This is a genomic window from Jeotgalibacillus soli (genome assembly GCF_000829435.1).
In the GTDB taxonomy this organism is placed as follows: Bacteria; Bacillota; Bacilli; order Bacillales; family Jeotgalibacillaceae; genus Jeotgalibacillus; species Jeotgalibacillus soli.
This window is the reverse complement of sequence record NZ_JXRP01000018.1, coordinates 259,537-275,810: the sequence shown is the minus strand read 5'-3', so window position 1 is coordinate 275,810 and position 16,274 is coordinate 259,537. Positions and strand designations below refer to the sequence as shown.

Annotated in this window: 15 protein-coding genes; all 15 read right to left on the bottom strand. The window is 41.4% G+C overall.

The window, feature by feature from the left end; translation table 11 throughout:
• Positions 1-380: 380 nt before the first annotated feature.
• Positions 381-752 (bottom strand): DUF779 domain-containing protein, encoded by a 372-nt coding sequence (locus KP78_RS11780; RefSeq protein ID WP_041089201.1) that lies wholly within the window; start codon positions 750-752, stop codon positions 381-383.
• Positions 753-885: 133 nt separating this feature from the next.
• Positions 886-2,406 carry an aldehyde dehydrogenase gene (gene adh, locus KP78_RS11775; protein WP_041089199.1) on the bottom strand — a complete coding sequence of 507 codons (1,521 nt, stop codon included), beginning with the start codon at positions 2,404-2,406 and terminating at the stop codon, positions 886-888.
• Positions 2,407-2,708: 302 nt separating this feature from the next.
• Positions 2,709-3,143: a YlbF/YmcA family competence regulator gene (locus tag KP78_RS11770; protein ID WP_041089197.1), complete on the bottom strand. Its 435-nt coding sequence runs from the start codon at positions 3,141-3,143 to the stop codon at positions 2,709-2,711.
• Positions 3,143-4,687, bottom strand: a complete 1,545-nt coding sequence (miaB, locus tag KP78_RS11765; protein ID WP_041089195.1) for a tRNA (N6-isopentenyl adenosine(37)-C2)-methylthiotransferase MiaB — start codon at positions 4,685-4,687, stop codon at positions 3,143-3,145. The genes KP78_RS11770 and miaB overlap by 1 nt, the downstream gene beginning before the upstream one ends.
• Positions 4,688-4,910: 223 nt before the next feature.
• Positions 4,911-5,777: a 2-oxoacid:ferredoxin oxidoreductase subunit beta gene (locus tag KP78_RS11760; protein ID WP_041089193.1), complete on the bottom strand. Its 867-nt coding sequence runs from the start codon at positions 5,775-5,777 to the stop codon at positions 4,911-4,913.
• Complete coding sequence (locus tag KP78_RS11755; protein WP_041089191.1) at positions 5,778-7,523, bottom strand: 2-oxoacid:acceptor oxidoreductase subunit alpha; 1,746 nt, start codon at positions 7,521-7,523, stop codon at positions 5,778-5,780.
• 240 nt (positions 7,524-7,763) lie between these two features.
• Positions 7,764-8,024: a stage V sporulation protein S gene (locus KP78_RS11750; RefSeq protein ID WP_041089189.1), complete on the bottom strand. Its 261-nt coding sequence runs from the start codon at positions 8,022-8,024 to the stop codon at positions 7,764-7,766.
• A 105-nt stretch (positions 8,025-8,129) separates the two neighbouring features.
• The gene (locus KP78_RS11745; protein ID WP_041089188.1) at positions 8,130-8,930 is read right to left on the bottom strand and encodes a TIGR00282 family metallophosphoesterase; all 801 of its coding nucleotides are present in this window, start codon (positions 8,928-8,930) and stop codon (positions 8,130-8,132) included.
• Positions 8,931-9,029: 99 nt separating this feature from the next.
• Complete coding sequence (rny, locus tag KP78_RS11740; protein ID WP_041089185.1) at positions 9,030-10,589, bottom strand: ribonuclease Y; 1,560 nt, start codon at positions 10,587-10,589, stop codon at positions 9,030-9,032.
• Positions 10,590-10,845: 256 nt separating this feature from the next.
• Positions 10,846-11,895 carry a recombinase RecA gene (gene recA, locus KP78_RS11735; protein ID WP_041089183.1) on the bottom strand — a complete coding sequence of 350 codons (1,050 nt, stop codon included), beginning with the start codon at positions 11,893-11,895 and terminating at the stop codon, positions 10,846-10,848.
• Between the two features lie 274 nt (positions 11,896-12,169).
• Positions 12,170-13,411: a competence/damage-inducible protein A gene (locus KP78_RS11730; protein WP_041089180.1), complete on the bottom strand. Its 1,242-nt coding sequence runs from the start codon at positions 13,409-13,411 to the stop codon at positions 12,170-12,172.
• Between the two features lie 14 nt (positions 13,412-13,425).
• Complete coding sequence (gene pgsA / locus KP78_RS11725) at positions 13,426-14,004, bottom strand: CDP-diacylglycerol--glycerol-3-phosphate 3-phosphatidyltransferase (protein ID WP_041089178.1); 579 nt, start codon at positions 14,002-14,004, stop codon at positions 13,426-13,428.
• A 60-nt stretch (positions 14,005-14,064) separates the two neighbouring features.
• Positions 14,065-14,955, bottom strand: coding sequence for a helix-turn-helix domain-containing protein (locus KP78_RS11720; RefSeq protein WP_041089176.1), 891 nt, complete (start codon positions 14,953-14,955; stop codon positions 14,065-14,067).
• A gap of 20 nt (positions 14,956-14,975) precedes the next feature.
• Positions 14,976-15,767 carry a YmfK family protein gene (locus KP78_RS11715; protein ID WP_041089175.1) on the bottom strand — a complete coding sequence of 264 codons (792 nt, stop codon included), beginning with the start codon at positions 15,765-15,767 and terminating at the stop codon, positions 14,976-14,978.
• Positions 15,768-15,906: 139 nt separating this feature from the next.
• The gene (locus KP78_RS11710) at positions 15,907-16,164 is read right to left on the bottom strand and encodes a DUF3243 domain-containing protein (protein ID WP_041089173.1); all 258 of its coding nucleotides are present in this window, start codon (positions 16,162-16,164) and stop codon (positions 15,907-15,909) included.
• Between the last annotated feature and the right edge of the window lie 110 nt (positions 16,165-16,274).

The window sequence follows — 16,274 nt, the reverse complement described above, 5'->3', positions numbered from 1 at the left end:
AACCCACGCAATTCCTTCACTAAAGAGAGTGAATTCATCTACCCGATTGTCAACATGCAAATGGTCATCAGTATAGTTTACACTGCTGAAGTCATCTTTTTTCTTCAACGCCTTAGCCTCCCTTGCTTGTCCTCTTCTTGTGTAGAATGGTTATCAAAAAAAGCTTTTCTCATCTTCTGTAATGTTTATAAAACTGTCTTTTTCATAAAAACGTGATGAAGCAGGATCTGTATTCCACATTCCCTGCTTCGTTGAAATACATATGTAAATTTTACCATAAACAGCATTATGTTTTGGATCACTTTCAATTATTACCTTATATAAATGGAAAAGACCAAACCGTTATTTGCGGCTTGGTCTCATTTTTTATTCCTTCAAGATTAAGCACTGTCCACTGTGTTCTTCAGCTCTTCGTTTTCTTCCTTCGTAAAAGCGCGTGAACGAGTTAAAAATCGTTTTCCTTCTACACCTTCTACAGAAAACATGCCTCCTCTGCCTTCTACTACATCAATGATCAGCTGGGTATGCTTCCAGTAATCAAATTGTTTTTTATTCATATAGAAAGCACTGCCCCCGATTTCACCAAGCTTAATGTCTTGCTTCCCGATCATTAGGTCACCTTCCGGGTAGCACATCGGTGAGCTGCCATCACAGCATCCTCCAGACTGATGGAAAAGCAAGGGACCGTGCTTTTCCTTTAAGAGCTCCAGTAACCTCAGCGTCTCATCAGTTGCAACCACGCGTTCCACCATGTTTTCCACCATTCCTTTTTTTTCATTTTTGCTTTGTTAAATGTGTCTGTTGATTGCAGCACGCAGCCGCTCGCTTTCCGCTACAATCAATGCTGTGTAAAAATCAACAATGGACTTTAACATAGCTTTAATTTTAGAAGAACCCAAGTTTCTTAGGACTGTAGCTTACAAGTAGATTCTTCGTTTGCTGATAGTGTTCAAGCATCATTTTGTGGTTTTCACGGCCAATACCAGACATTTTGTATCCGCCAAATGCAGCGTGTGCTGGATACTGGTGATAACAGTTTGTCCATACACGGCCAGCTTGAATACCTCGGCCAAAGCGATAAGCTGTGTTAATATTTCTTGTCCATACACCTGCTCCAAGACCATAAAGCGTATCATTGGCAATTTCAAGCGCCTCTTCGTCTGTCTTGAATGTCGTTACAGATAGTACTGGTCCAAAAATTTCTTCTTGGAAAATTCTCATTTTATTGTGCCCTTTAAAGATGGTTGGCTGAATGTAATAACCGCCTTCAAGATCTCCTTCTAGTTTATTCACCTCACCACCAGTAAGAACCTCTGCTCCTTCATCCTTCCCGATTTGAAGGTAGGATTGGATTTTTTCCATCTGTTCCATTGATGCTTGAGCCCCCATCATGGAGTTTGGATCAAGCGGATTACCGGTTTGAATCGCATTTACTCGCTCGATGACTCTTTCCATAAAGCGGTCGTATATGGACTCATGGACAATCGCACGAGATGGGCATGTACATACTTCCCCTTGGTTTAATGCAAACATGACAAGTCCTTCTACTGCTTTATCAAGAAAATCATCATCTTCATCCATCACATCTGAGAAAAAGATATTCGGCGATTTACCGCCAAGCTCCAGCGTAACCGGAATTAAGTTTTGAGAAGCATATTGCATGATTAACCGGCCTGTAGTTGTTTCCCCTGTAAATGCAATTTTATTAATTCGGTCACTTGAAGCAAGCGGCTTGCCAGCCTCAAGTCCAAAACCGTTTACAATATTAATTACACCCGGCGGCAGAAGGTCCTCAATGAGCTCCATCAACACCAATATTGAAGTTGGTGTTTGCTCAGCAGGCTTCAGCACCACACAGTTTCCTGCTGCTAAAGCAGGTGCCAGCTTCCAAACACCCATAAGAATTGGGAAATTCCAAGGAATAATTTGTCCAACAACCCCTAGTGGTTCATGATAGTGATAGGCTACAGTATCTTCATCAATCTGACTTAGGCTTCCTTCTTGAGCACGGATAACCCCTGCAAAATATCGGAAGTGATCAACTGCAAGGGGCAAATCCGCATTTAACGTCTCACGAACAGCCTTGCCGTTTTCCCACGTTTCGGCTACAGCCAGCAGTTCAAGATTTTCTTCTATCCGATCAGCAATTTGATTTAATATACGAGAACGTTCTGCAACAGAGGTTTTACCCCATGCATCTTTTGCTGCATGGGCAGCATCCAAAGCTTTTTCAATATCCTCTTCCGTTGAACGCGGTATTTGAGTAAACACTTTTCCAGTTACAGGAGATGGATTATCAAAATAATCACCCTTTACAGGCGGAACCCATTCTCCCCCAATGTAGTTACCATACTTCTCTTTAAATTGTACAATTGAACCTTCGCTGTTTGGAAATGCATACGTCATGAATATTTCCCCCCTAAACTTTTTAGAATTAAGAATTACATAAACCGTTTTCACTAAATATAGCTGTTCTACTGATATGGACAACTAAAAACTTAGAAAACTGTCTCCTTTTTGTAATCGCTTTCATTTCGTAAAAAATAAAATGTATTTAAGGCGCTTATACTATTTTTATCAAAATTTTTGATCATTGTCAATTTTCAAACTTTTTTTAGATAATTTGCAGAATAAAAAAGACCCCATAATCAAGCAAAAGCAGCTTCCGAGGAATTTCGCTCTCGCTTAATAAAAGGGGTCATTCATGATTAAGAGCAGCTGCTGTTGCTGCCCTTATTAACTGCGGCACCAGTTTCACCTCTTAAAATATCTCCGCCTGTTTGACGAATAATTTCATCGGTAACGGTATTAGAAACTGTATTGGCTATCATTTGAAGGAGTTCATTCACTTCAATTTGTGACTGCTTGAATTCCTGTACAATTGGAATCTCATCAATTTCATTTTCAACTTTTTCAATCTTTTTTTCAATCATTTTTAATGCTTCTTGCTTATTGTAGTGCTGAAAATTAACAGCTTGCTTTTGTAAGCTGCGCAAACTTGCAATTTTTTCGCGGATCTTTTGATTTTCTTGAATTTGTGCTTCTGCACGCTTAAAAAAGTCGACTTCTTCTGTTGTTGTAATCATCATTGCAAGTTCTTTTGCTTTTTCAATAATATCTGTTTTTGTATACGTCTTTTCCATTATACATTCACCTCAGCCGTTTCTACGATTTCGATCATTTCGCCATTCAGGCTCCATGTCTTTGCATCCGTTATTTTTACTAATACTAGCTTACCAATTACTTCTTTTGGTGCTACGAAATTCACAAGCTTGCTTGTACGTGTATATCCTGCAAGCACATGAGGATTCTTTTTACTTTCTCCTTCAACCAGCACTTCAACAATTTGGCCTTCCAATTTCTTGAGTGCTGCTGCAGACATGTCATTAACGAGCATATTTAGACGCTGCAGTCGATCTTTTTTAACATCCATTGGTACATTGTCTTCCATTTTCGCGGCTGGCGTGCCTTCACGTGGAGAATAAATATACGTAAACGCCGTTTCAAAACCAACCTCATTGTATAAAGAAAGTGTTTCTTTAAACTGCTCTTCTGTTTCATTAGGAAAGCCCACAATAATATCCGTAGTCAGCACAGCATTCGGGATGGCTGCACGAATTTTGTCAACAAGGGTAAGGAAGTGCTCACGTGTATATTTACGAGCCATCAGTTTTAAAATTTCTGAAGATCCGTGCTGTACTGGCAAATGTATATGCTCAACAAGATTCCCTTGTTTCGCCAGTACTTCAATAAGATGATCATCAAAATCACGCGGATGGCTTGTCGTAAAACGGATACGAGGAATATCAATTTTGCGAAGCTCATCCATCAATTGGCCTAAACCATATGTCATGTCTGTAAAATCTTTTCCGTACGCGTTTACGTTTTGACCAAGAAGCGTAATTTCTTTATACCCTTGAGAGGCTAAATGACGAACCTCTTGAATAATTTCTTCTGGTCTGCGGCTGCGTTCTTTACCTCGTGTGTAAGGAACAATGCAGTATGTACAGAACTTATCGCAGCCGTACATAATATTTACCCAGCCCTTGATTGCACCCTTTCGGACTTTAGGAAGGTTTTCAATGACATCCCCTTCTTTAGACCAGACCTCAACGACCATTTCCTTGCTCATATAGGCTTCGTTTAAAATATTTGGTAGACGGTGAATATTATGTGTACCAAAAATCATATCAATATGCTGATGCGTTTTCAAAATCTTATTTACAACAGACTCTTCCTGTGACATACACCCGCATACCCCGATCAATAGATCAGGACGTTCTAGTTTAAGTGGCTTTAAATGGCCAATCTCACCGAATACTTTGTTTTCAGCATTCTCACGAATCGCACATGTATTCAGTAAAATAACATCCGCGTCAGCTGTAGAGTCGGTAGGCTCATAGCCAAGCTGCAGGAAAATACCTGCCATAACCTCTGTATCATGCTCGTTCATTTGGCATCCGTATGTGCGAATGTAAAATTTGCGGCCTTTACCCATTTCTGCGAAAGCAGGGTCAATTTTAAAGTCATCATGGTAATTAACTTCTTCTTTACCTCGTTTTTTCGCATCTTTTAAAGATGGCGGGCTATAGACCGTTTGAAAATATTGGCTATAATCCTTATCTGTTTTGCCTTTGGCAGATGTCTTAGATATGGCTTGGCCTGCTAGACGCTGCTCTTCGTTCATGGAAAAATCCCCTTTCTATCAATCAAACCGACACCGGCTATGTTTAAGTCTATTTTATACTGTATATTCAATAAGATGAGTGGAGTATAAACGATTCCACACGTTCTATTAGTATAAAGGCAAGACGTTTCTTATACAATAGGAATGCACTGTTTGTCGCTAATTCGTCAGTTTTTGCCACATATGAAAACGCACATCCTTTTTGTGGATGTGCGTTCAATATTTACATAAATTCCTTAACGAGACGATCAAAATCTTCCTGATCCATCCCGAGATCCTGCTTGCTCAATGCTTCTTTTTTATAACCGGTTACAAGCTCTTGATAAGAAGGTTGTTCAGTATTTTGATAGATCAACCCTGTAACAAGACCATCATGCTGCATTAACGTGCTCATCGCCTGTTCACGATTATGCGGATCATAGCCTTCAATATCAGACAGCTTCGTTAAATTTTCTTTGAACCAGTCATATGTATTTACTTTATTGTAAGTGACGCATGGGCTGAATACATTAATTAATGAGAAGCCTTTATGCTTTAATCCTGCTTCAATTAGTGCAGTCAGCTCTTTTAAATCTGTTGAGAAGCTTTGCGCAACAAAGGTTCCGCCTGCAGTGAGCGCCATTTCCATCGGAGCCAATGACGGTTCAATGGATCCTTGTGGTGTTGATTTTGTTTTAAAGCCTGCAGCTGAACGCGGAGACGTTTGTCCCTTTGTTAAACCATAGATTTGATTATCCATGACTATATAGGTGATATCAATATTTCGGCGAATTGCATGAATGGTGTGGCCAAGGCCGATTGCAAAACCGTCCCCGTCTCCACCTGAAGCAATGACCGTTAGCTCACGGTTCGCCATTTTTACGCCTTGAGCAAGCGGCAATGCACGTCCATGAATACTGTGGAATCCGTATGAATTAATATAGCCTGAAATACGGCCAGAACAGCCGATTCCTGAGATGACAGCAAGCTCTTCTGGAATCAAACCAACGTTCGCTGATGCACGCTGAATGGCAGCCTGAACAGAAAAATCTCCACACCCTGGACACCAATTGGGTTTAACATTATTACGGAAGTCTTTAAACGTGACCATTTAGACCAGCTCCTTGCAAATAGTGTGAATCTCGTGTGGCAGAAATGGGTTGCCATCATACTTTTTAACACTATGAATTTTTTGGGGCATACCTACATTCATTTTAATAATGCTAGCCAGTTGACCAGTAGCATTGTGTTCTACTACGGCTACGTGCTTTGCTTTTTCCATTAAAGGAGAAAGCTCTCCTGTTGGGAAGGGATGAAGAAGTCGTACATGTGCATGGTTTACTTTTAATCCTTCTTCTTCGAGTCTTGTCAGCGCTTCTTCCAATACACCGCGTGTCGAGTTAAACCCAACTAACAGCAAGTCTGCTTCCTCATGCAGCGCATTCGCTGCATCAATCGCATTAGAGAGTTTTACGCTATCGAGCTTTCGCATACGCTTGTCCATTTGCATTTGACGGTTTAAGGCAGATTCAGATGGCTTACCGGTCTCATCATGCTCTACCCCTGTTACGTGATGGATTCCGTTTTTCGTTCCTGGCAGCACGCGCGGTGAAATACCATCCTCTGTAACTTCGTAGCGCTTGAAGTATTCCTTTGATTCTAGTTCCGCTAACTCCTGTTCATTCTTTACTAGCTTCCCACGCTTTATATTAATTTTGGAGTGATCAAGCGGTTCAACCGTCTGTTTCCCAAGAGAAAGCTGCAGATCTGATAGAATAATAACCGGGCACTGGTATTCTTCTGCCAGATTAAATGCTTCAATTGTATCGTAAAATGCTTCCTCTGCTGTACTTGGGGCAAGTACAATTTTCGGAATTTCTCCGTGCGTCCCATAAATCATTTGCATCAAATCTGATTGCTCCTGCTTTGTTGGCAAGCCTGTAGATGGACCGCCTCGTTGTGTATCAACAATGACAAGCGGCTGTTCTGTCATTCCAGACAGCCCAATTGCCTCCATCATCAACGATAGTCCAGGTCCTGCTGATGCTGTGAGCGCTCGAACTCCGGCGTAGTTTGATCCAATCGCCATAGTTGCTGCTGCTATTTCATCCTCTGTCTGTATAACTGTGCCGCCAACTGCCGGCAGTTTTTTAATTAAATACTCCATAATTTCAGAAGCAGGAGTGATCGGGTACGCAGGCATAAAACGAGCGCCTCCAGCTAACGCACCAAGTGCAATCGCATCATTTCCGATCATAAACATACGCTGTTTGCCATCTGCCTGATCTAGCTCCAAGCTACCCGCTTTATCACCTAACAGCTCAGTCATAAGCTCGTAGCCTTTTTGAATCGCTTCCATATTCTTTTCGACAACCATAGCCCCTTTTCGCCCAAAAATCTCCTCTACTACATCTCGAAATACAGAAATCGGCAAATTCATGATGACACATGTCGCACCAACTGCCACCATATTCTTCATCAGAGAAGTCCCAAGCTCAGCTGCTGCTTCTGTAAAGGGTACGATATATAGTCCAGCTCGTGAATCATCAGGATTTACAGGTTTAAATTTTGCATCGGCAATAATGATCCCATTATTATGCAGCTCTTGATAATTCACATCGATCGTTTCCTGATCAAATGCTACTAATATGTCTAGGTCATCGGAGACAGAGCGAATTTGTTTTGTACTCACTCGAATTTTATTATTCGTATGTCCACCTTTAATGCGCGAGGAAAAATGACGATACCCGTACAAATAATAGCCTAAACGATTCATGGCCATAGAGAAGATTTCTCCTGTACTTTCGATTCCTTCCCCCTGCTGTCCTCCGACCTTCCAAGAAAGCTGACTGATCATCCATAACACTCCTTTAATAACTGTAATCGCTTTTAATATTGTTTATTTTACCACGCTTAGGTAGCGCTCACTAGCCTATTCAATGAATAAAAATACAAAATCAGTCATTAGTCGGAGAATTCTGCCTCTTCGCCACTGATAATGAGCTTACTTTGTTTAAACCGCCTTCATCACAAAAAACAGGCGGAGAAGAGGTATCACACATGAATCATGTGCTACCTTTCCCACTGCCTGTTCTTTTTACCTCGGCTCAATAATCAATTTCATCGCGGTGCGTTCTTCTCCATCAATTTTAATATCCGTAAACGCAGGGATACATATGAGATCAACACCCCCTGGAGCGACAAACCCTCTGGCAATTGCTACAGCCTTTACTGCTTGATTGAGCGCCCCAGCTCCAATCGCTTGTACTTCCACCATTCCTCTTTCTCGTAATACACCGGCAAGTGCACCGGCTACTGAATTTGGATTTGATCGTGATGATACTTTCAGGACGTCCATCATGTACCTCCTCATTAACATCAACTACCACACCATGGATGTGATGACTTCCCTTCACTATATTCATCAGAAAGGGATACTATGCAGCGGAGGCAAGTAAATTTGTTATTTTAACCGGAATGGAAGGTCTTCGTTAATTAAAATACGTTTAATCGATAAAGCCTTGCCTGTTTTTCGGTCTAGCTCGATCACACAACCACTTAATTGTTTTCGACCTGTTTTAGGTACTTCAAAACGGACTGGAAGACTTGTCACAAAACGTTTGATGACTGCTTCTTTTTCCATCCCTAGAATTTCATCGTATGGGCCTGTCATCCCAACATCTGATTGGTAGGCTGTTCCTTTAGGTAAGATCCTTTCATCCGCTGTTTGCACATGTGTATGTGTCCCTACAACGGCTGATACTTTTCCATCTAAAAACCATCCCATTGCCTGCTTCTCACTTGTTGCTTCCCCATGGAAATCAACAAAGATAAAAGGTGTATGACGTTTTGCCTCATCCACTAACTTTTTAACAACTGGAAATGGATCATCAATTGGATTCATGAAGGTTCTACCTAATAAATTGATTACAGCAACCTCAAAACTTCCCGCCTGGATCATCACCATTCCTTTTCCCGGTGTACCTTGCGGAAAATTTGCTGGGCGAACTATGTTTGATGCTTTGTCAATGAATTGAAAAATATCACGATTATCCCAAGTATGGTTACCCATCGTGATCACATCAGCTCCTGCATCTTCAAGCTGCCGATAAATATTTTCTGTAATTCCACGCCCTGAAGCTGCATTTTCTCCATTAATGATCGTTAAATCCGGTTGATGCTGCTCTTTAAGCTTAGGAACAAACTCCTCCACCATTTCTCGACCCATCGAGCCGACAACATCCCCAATAAATAATAGTTTCATATATATTCCTTTCTACGACTGCATTTTTCTCATTTAGTGTATCATATGTTTAAGCAGAAAAGAAAAAGGCGACGTGAAGGTTTCCACATCGCCTTTTTGCTATTTTGCGTATTCGACTGCCCGTGTTTCACGAATAACAGTTACTTTTATATGACCAGGATAATCAAGCTCTTCTTCGATTCGTTTGCGAATATCGCGTGCCAATCGATGAGCCGTTAAATCATCAATTTGTTCTGGTTTAACCATAATACGAATTTCACGTCCTGCTTGAATGGCGAAAGATTTCTCAACTCCATCGTAGGACTCTGAAATCTCTTCCAGACGCTCCAGACGACGAATATAATTCTCAAGCGTTTCACTGCGAGCTCCTGGACGTGCAGCAGATAGAGCATCTGCTGCTGCTACAAGCACAGCAATAATAGACGTAGGCTCGTAATCACCATGATGGGAAGCAATACTGTTTATAACAACAGGGTGCTCCTTATATTTTGTAGCTAGTTCCACACCAATCTCCACATGACTTCCTTCTACTTCATGGTCAATTGCTTTTCCAATATCGTGAAGAAGTCCTGCACGTTTTGCCAGTGTCTGGTCTTCTCCGAGCTCAGCAGCAAGCAACCCTGCAAGATAAGCAACCTCTGTGGAGTGCTTTAAGACGTTTTGACCGTAGCTTGTACGGTAGCGTAAACGACCTAGGATTTTGATTAAATCAGGATGTAAGCCATGTACACCTACATCAAATGTAGTTTGTTCCCCTATTTCGCGGATGTACTCATCCACTTCACGCCGTGCTTTATCCACCATTTCCTCAATACGAGCTGGATGAATACGTCCATCCTGCACCAATTTTTCAAGGGCAATTCGGGCCGTTTCACGTCGAATAGGATCGAAACCGGAAAGGATCACTGCTTCAGGTGTATCATCAATAATTAAATCAATGCCTGTCAGCGTTTCAAGTGTCCGGATGTTGCGCCCTTCTCGTCCAATGATGCGACCTTTCATCTCATCATTAGGCAAATTAACGACAGATACTGTGGTCTCTGCCACGTGATCAGCCGCACAGCGCTGAATCGCCAACGAAAGAAGCTCTCTTGCTTTTTTGTCGGATTCTTCTTTTGCACGATGCTCCTGCTCCTTGACCATGATCGCAATATCCTGAGCTAATTCCTTCTCCACTTGGTCTAGAATAATGCTCTTTGCTTCCTCTCGGGTTAAGCCGGAAATGCGCTCAAGTTCAAGGTCTTGCTTACGAACCATCTCGTCCACTTTGCTTTCCATCTCTTCAATATGTTGTTGTCGTTCGTGCAAGGTATTTTCCTTGCGTTCCAGCATCGACTCACGCTTATTTAGCGTATCATCTTTGCGGTCAAGGTTTTCCTCTCGCTGCAATAAGCGATTTTCCTGCTTTTGCAATTCATTTCTTCGTTCACGAAGTTCAGTTTCTATCTCTGAACGAAGCTTGTGATTCTCATCTTTGGCTTCAAGTAGTGCTTCTTTCTTCAGCGCTTCTGCTTCGCGTTTACCATTTTCAATGATTTGCTCTACAGAACCTTTTGCACCATTCAATTTCGCTTTCGTCATGAATTTGTGAATCATATAACCAACAACGACACCGACGATAATGCCAAGCAAAATGGAGATGATATGAACTGGTTCCATCGTATTCACCTCCTCTTGCCATTCAATTGTTTCGGATCTTGCGTTTTGTAGGCTAGTATATTTTTCTACTATACAAGGCCAGGCATTTTGCGTTTCATTCGTAAAAATTGTAAGATATACAGTTTAATTTTAAGACTGTGAATTTTCCTTGTCAAGGGCGTCAAGGAATAAACCCTACATATCTTCATTTTACTGGAATAATACAGAAAAGGCAAAGAGGAATTAACATCTTTGCCTTTTCTGCCTATTTTTTAAATTACTCGTCTCCAAGTAAATCCAATTCTTCTTTGTTTGCAGGCTCAGCAATCGCATTTCGATCAACATCCATCCCATAATGATCACGGATTTTCTGCATAATCTCTTGGCGGATCTCTGGGTTTTCTTTAAGAAACTGCTTCGCATTTTCCCGTCCCTGACCAAGACGCTCTTCATTATACGAATACCATGAACCGCTTTTCAGGACAACATCAATATCTGAACCGAGATCAATAATCTCGCCCTCTCTAGAAATCCCTTCCCCGTACATAATATCCACTTCTGCAACACGGAAAGGAGGAGCAACTTTATTTTTAACAATCTTGATACGCGTTTTGTTTCCGACCATATCGTTCCCTTGCTTAAGTGTTTCAGCCCGGCGAACTTCTAATCTCACAGATGAATAGAATTTTAATGCACGGCCACCTGGAGTCGTTTCAGGATTACCAAACATCACACCAATTTTTTCACGAATTTGGTTGATAAAGATCGCAATCGTCTTCGATTTATTAATCGCACCAGAAAGCTTACGAAGTGCTTGGGACATCAAACGAGCCTGGAGCCCAACGTGAGAGTCTCCCATTTCTCCTTCGATCTCAGCTTTTGGAACAAGAGCAGCAACTGAGTCGATAACGATGATATCAACCGCTCCGCTTCGAACAAGCGCTTCAGCAATTTCAAGCGCTTGCTCTCCAGTATCCGGCTGTGACAGCAGTAATTCATCAATATTAACACCAAGCTTACCTGCATAAACTGGATCTAGTGCATGCTCAGCATCGATAAAAGCAGCCTGACCTCCATTTGCTTGAACTTCCGCAATGGCATGCAGTGCCACAGTTGTTTTACCGGAGCTTTCTGGACCATAAACTTCAATAATTCTTCCCCGAGGATATCCGCCTACTCCAAGCGCAGCATCCAATGCAATGGACCCGCTGGAAATAGTGGAAATATTACGATCCGTCTTTTCCCCCAATTTCATAATGGACCCTTTTCCAAATTGTTTCTCAATCTGCTTAAGAGCCATATCAAGAGCTGCCTGACGATCACTCATCTAAATTCCTCCTTCTATATATACACCCAATAATAGGGTCATGTAATCTCATAACCTAACTATACTATACTCTTTTTGTTCCCATTTAACAAGCAAAAAGCGAACATTTATTCGGTTTTTTTAACTTGTGAATCACGGAAATAATTGGAGTATCTAGACATGATTTAGACAGTTTAATGCTCATTTAAGAATAAAAACACTAACTTATTTTTTTCGGAATTTTTAAACATATAAATACAGCTCCTTTCATTTGCCATGAAAGGAGCTGACTGTACTATTTCTTTTCGAGTGAACGAATCAGTTGAAATAATCCATGCTTCACTGCTCGAATTCTCGCGTAGTTCCGTTCTCCTCTGAGTGAAAGCATTAACGCTGTGGAAGGATAATCATCAATGGATAATCCGATCCAGACTGTACCTGGTGGATGTCCTTCAAGAGAATTCGGTCCCGCCACACCGGTAAAACTAATCCCAATATTTGCGTTAAATTGCTGTTTAATTCTTTCAGCCATTTCAATCGCACATCGCTCGCTTACTGCACCTTCTGTGTCCAGTATCGACTGCGGGACACCAATAACATCACGTTTACTTTCATTTGTATAGCATACGACTCCCCCTTTAAGGACGCTGCTAACCCCTGCTATGGCGCCAAGTTCAGAAGCAAATAAACCTGCAGTAAGGCTCTCTGCGGCAGCAATGGTTTTACTTTCACGCTGTAAAAGCTCAGCAGCCTTATTAACCAGTGTTTCCTCATTTATACCATATAAATGCTGTCCCACACGCGCCAAAATTAATTGCTCTGTGTCCTCAATTAATTGCCAGGCTTCACCTTCGACCGCATGCTTAGCACTGAGTCGAAGGGTTACTTCTCCATCAGATGCAAGCGGGGCGATCGTCGGATTCTTCTGTGTGTCGATTAAATCTTCGATTCTCGTTTCCAATTCTGCTTCACCAATCCCAAAGAATCGGAGTACACGAGAAACAACAGGCTGCCCTGCTCCAAGTTCATTAAGCAATACCGGAGTTACATCCTCAAGAAACATCGGTTTCATTTCTCTTGGAGGACCAGGCAATAATACAAAACAAGTGCTCTCCGTCTTTATAAACATCCCTGGGGCCATGCCATGACGATTAAAAAATACTGTGCTTCCTTCAATTACAATCGCCTGCTTGCGGTTGTTTACAGACATTTCTCTTCCTGCCTTGATAAAAAACTCTTCAATCGCCTTTAGAGAAGGCTCGTCCATAACTAGCTTTCTTCCGAGATATTTAGCTACTGTTTCCTTCGTTAGGTCATCTTTTGTTGGTCCAAGCCCTCCCGTAAGAATTACTATATCCGAACGCTTTTCTGCCTCAGTGATTTCTTCTTCAAGACGGTCAGCATTATCCCCGATCACGCGGTGGCGATAGACATCAATTCCAATTTCTGCAAGTCTTCCGGATAAGAATTGAGCATTTGTATTGGCAATTTGTCCAAGAAGCAGCTCTGATCCAACTGCAATGATTTCAGCATTCATCTTCTCTTCTCCTCTTACTTAGAGTAACGGAAAGCATCCCAATTTTTCACAAAATACTCCCAGCCTGACCATAACGTAAAGAATGCTGCAACATAAAGCGCGATAATATCAAATGGGATATTAATCAGTTCAAATCCGATATTATGCAGTAATAAGGCAGATATCGCAACAATCTGCATCCACATTTTAATTTTCCCGAGCATTGCAGCTGCAACGACTTCGCCACCGCCTGCTAGTACCAGTCTTAGTCCAGTAATGGCAAATTCACGGCTAATAATAATAATAACAAGCCATGACGGGGCTAATCCAAGCTCCACTAAAATAATTAGTGCAGCTGACACGAGAAGCTTGTCCGCAAGCGGATCTAAAAATTTCCCTAGGTTCGTAACCATATTATGCTTTCTTGCGTAATACCCATCTACCCAATCTGTTGTTGAAGCAAAAATAAAGATCAAAGCACCAACAAAATGATTGACAGGCATTTCAGCCCCAAGTAATTCAATCGTACCCCATCCAAAATCCACAAGCATGATCACCATAAAAAGCGGTATTAACAAGATTCTTGAGATGGTAATCTTATTCGGTAAATTCACTTGTCTTTCCTCCTTCTACCTCACCATTTACAAAAAAAAGGTCATCTCGCAAGATGACCATTATGGTTGCTGAACTTCAAACACCATGTTTTGAGGGTTTCCTGCATTTATAGGACTTCCGAATTCAACGGTTTGTCCGTTAATTTTCACCTCAGTAGTCGTCGTATTCCCTACCCTGATTCGGAACCAATCAAGATTTGTCGCATCAAAGGTTAACGGGGAAGCCCCAGATATCTCTTGGCTTATTAACGATTCTCCATTGGTATTTGTAATGCCAATCCACGTACGATCAGATGTAATACTTACTTCAATATTATCAGCATTGGAAATCTGATAAGTCGTTGTCTCACCTTCTACATTTACGTTTTCAACTTTTAATTCTTCTAGTGACTCAGGCTCAGCGGGTTCTTCCTCTGGCGCTTCTTCACTTGTGTCCTCAACAGCAGGAGCTTCCTCTTCTGAATCATCGTTATCGACGATTTCTACATCATCAGACTGATCAATCCCAACCGAATTGTTCGATTCTTCAGTTGACTGATCAGCATCATCTTGATTTGCATTCCAATTTTGGGCAACAGTCCATCCGAGGAACAAAAGTCCTACAATAAGTGTGACTGCAATCAATGTTGGGAGAACACTAAAGACTTTAGATGATCCTGATACAGCCTTTCTCGTCTGAGACCTAGAAATGTTTACAGGAATCTCATCGCCACGATTGGAGGGAATGTCAGATGAATATGTTTCAAACAATTCATCAGGATCCAGCCCAACAGCCTCTGCATATTGCTTAATAAAGGCGCGAACATAAAAGGAACCGGGCATCATCGTGTAATTGCCTTCTTCTAATCCCAACAGATAGCGCTTTTGTATTTTAGTTAATGCCTGTACTTCCTCCAATGTATAGCCCTTTTCTTCACGGGCTTCTTTTAAGCGTGTTCCTAGTTCTGTCAAATTTTACACCTACCAACATTTTAGAAATCAAATCCGCCAAATTCGGAATTGCTAAACAGATTGTTTTTTGGCACCATCTCATATGTAATCTCTTCGTCTGGATTGTTGCGAAGCTCAATAATGTAATCAAAATCATCCATTGAATACTCTGTATTTTCCACAAACACATCTGGATGCTCAATCACTTTTACAGCTGGCATTCGCATGATTTCACGTACGAGCTGCCAATGTTTTTCACTTGCTCGCCTAGTAGACACAACACCATCAATGATAAAAAGATTATTTTCATTGTATTCATCTTCAATCAGCTGATTCCGAATCGTCTGTTTCAATAAAGTAGAAGATACAAACAGCCACTTTTTATTTGCACAAACGCTGGCGGCTACAATAGACTCTGTCTTTCCAACTCTCGGCATACCACGAATACCAATCAGCTTATGCCCATCCTGCTTATATAGCTCTGCCATAAAATCAACGAGCAGACCGAGCTCGTCACGAATAAAACGAAACGTTTTTTTATCATCTGCATCACGCTGAATATAGCGTCCATGACGAACGGCTAATCGATCACGAAGCTTTGGTTCTCGAAGCTTTGTCAATTGTATTGTATCCATAGTTCGAATAATTGACTCAAGACGGGAAATCTGTTCTTCGCTTCTGGCAAGAAGAAGCATGCCCCGGCGTCCTTCATCAACTCCGTTTATCGTCACAATATTGATCTCCAGCATACCTAACAAGGAGGAAATGTCACCTAATAGCCCAGGTCTGTTCTTTTGAATTTCATATTCAAGGTACCATTCTTTATTTGCCATCCATTCATCTCCTTCCTAAAAAACGACTGCATCCGACCTAATGAGCATCTAAATTTAATAATAAATCATTTTAAGGGAATAGAAAAGGGAAACACAAATAACAAACAAAAAAAGGGAGGAAAAGCCCTCCCTTTTGACCTTAGTGTGTCTTTCTTTGCTGAACCAAACGAATCATAAGATTTGCAAGCACATGCTGCTCATCTTCTTTTGCAACGGACCAGAGATCCTTCATTACCCGTTCTTGCTCGTTTTTTGGTTCAACATTATTCGACAAATACCCACCTAGCTTAACCGCAATATCTGTCATGGCTTCACGTTTCATTCCATCTTCTTTTGCATGAATGACGCGGTCCCCTAAAAAAGATGTCCACTGCTGCCAGTTATCTAATACAGACATATTTGTTCCTCCTTTTTCACCATCATCACGTATGCATCCTTCACCCCTCATTCGCTAACCTTTAGCTTATAGGCAGTGAAGCATACTAATACTAGTATGAGATAAGCTAA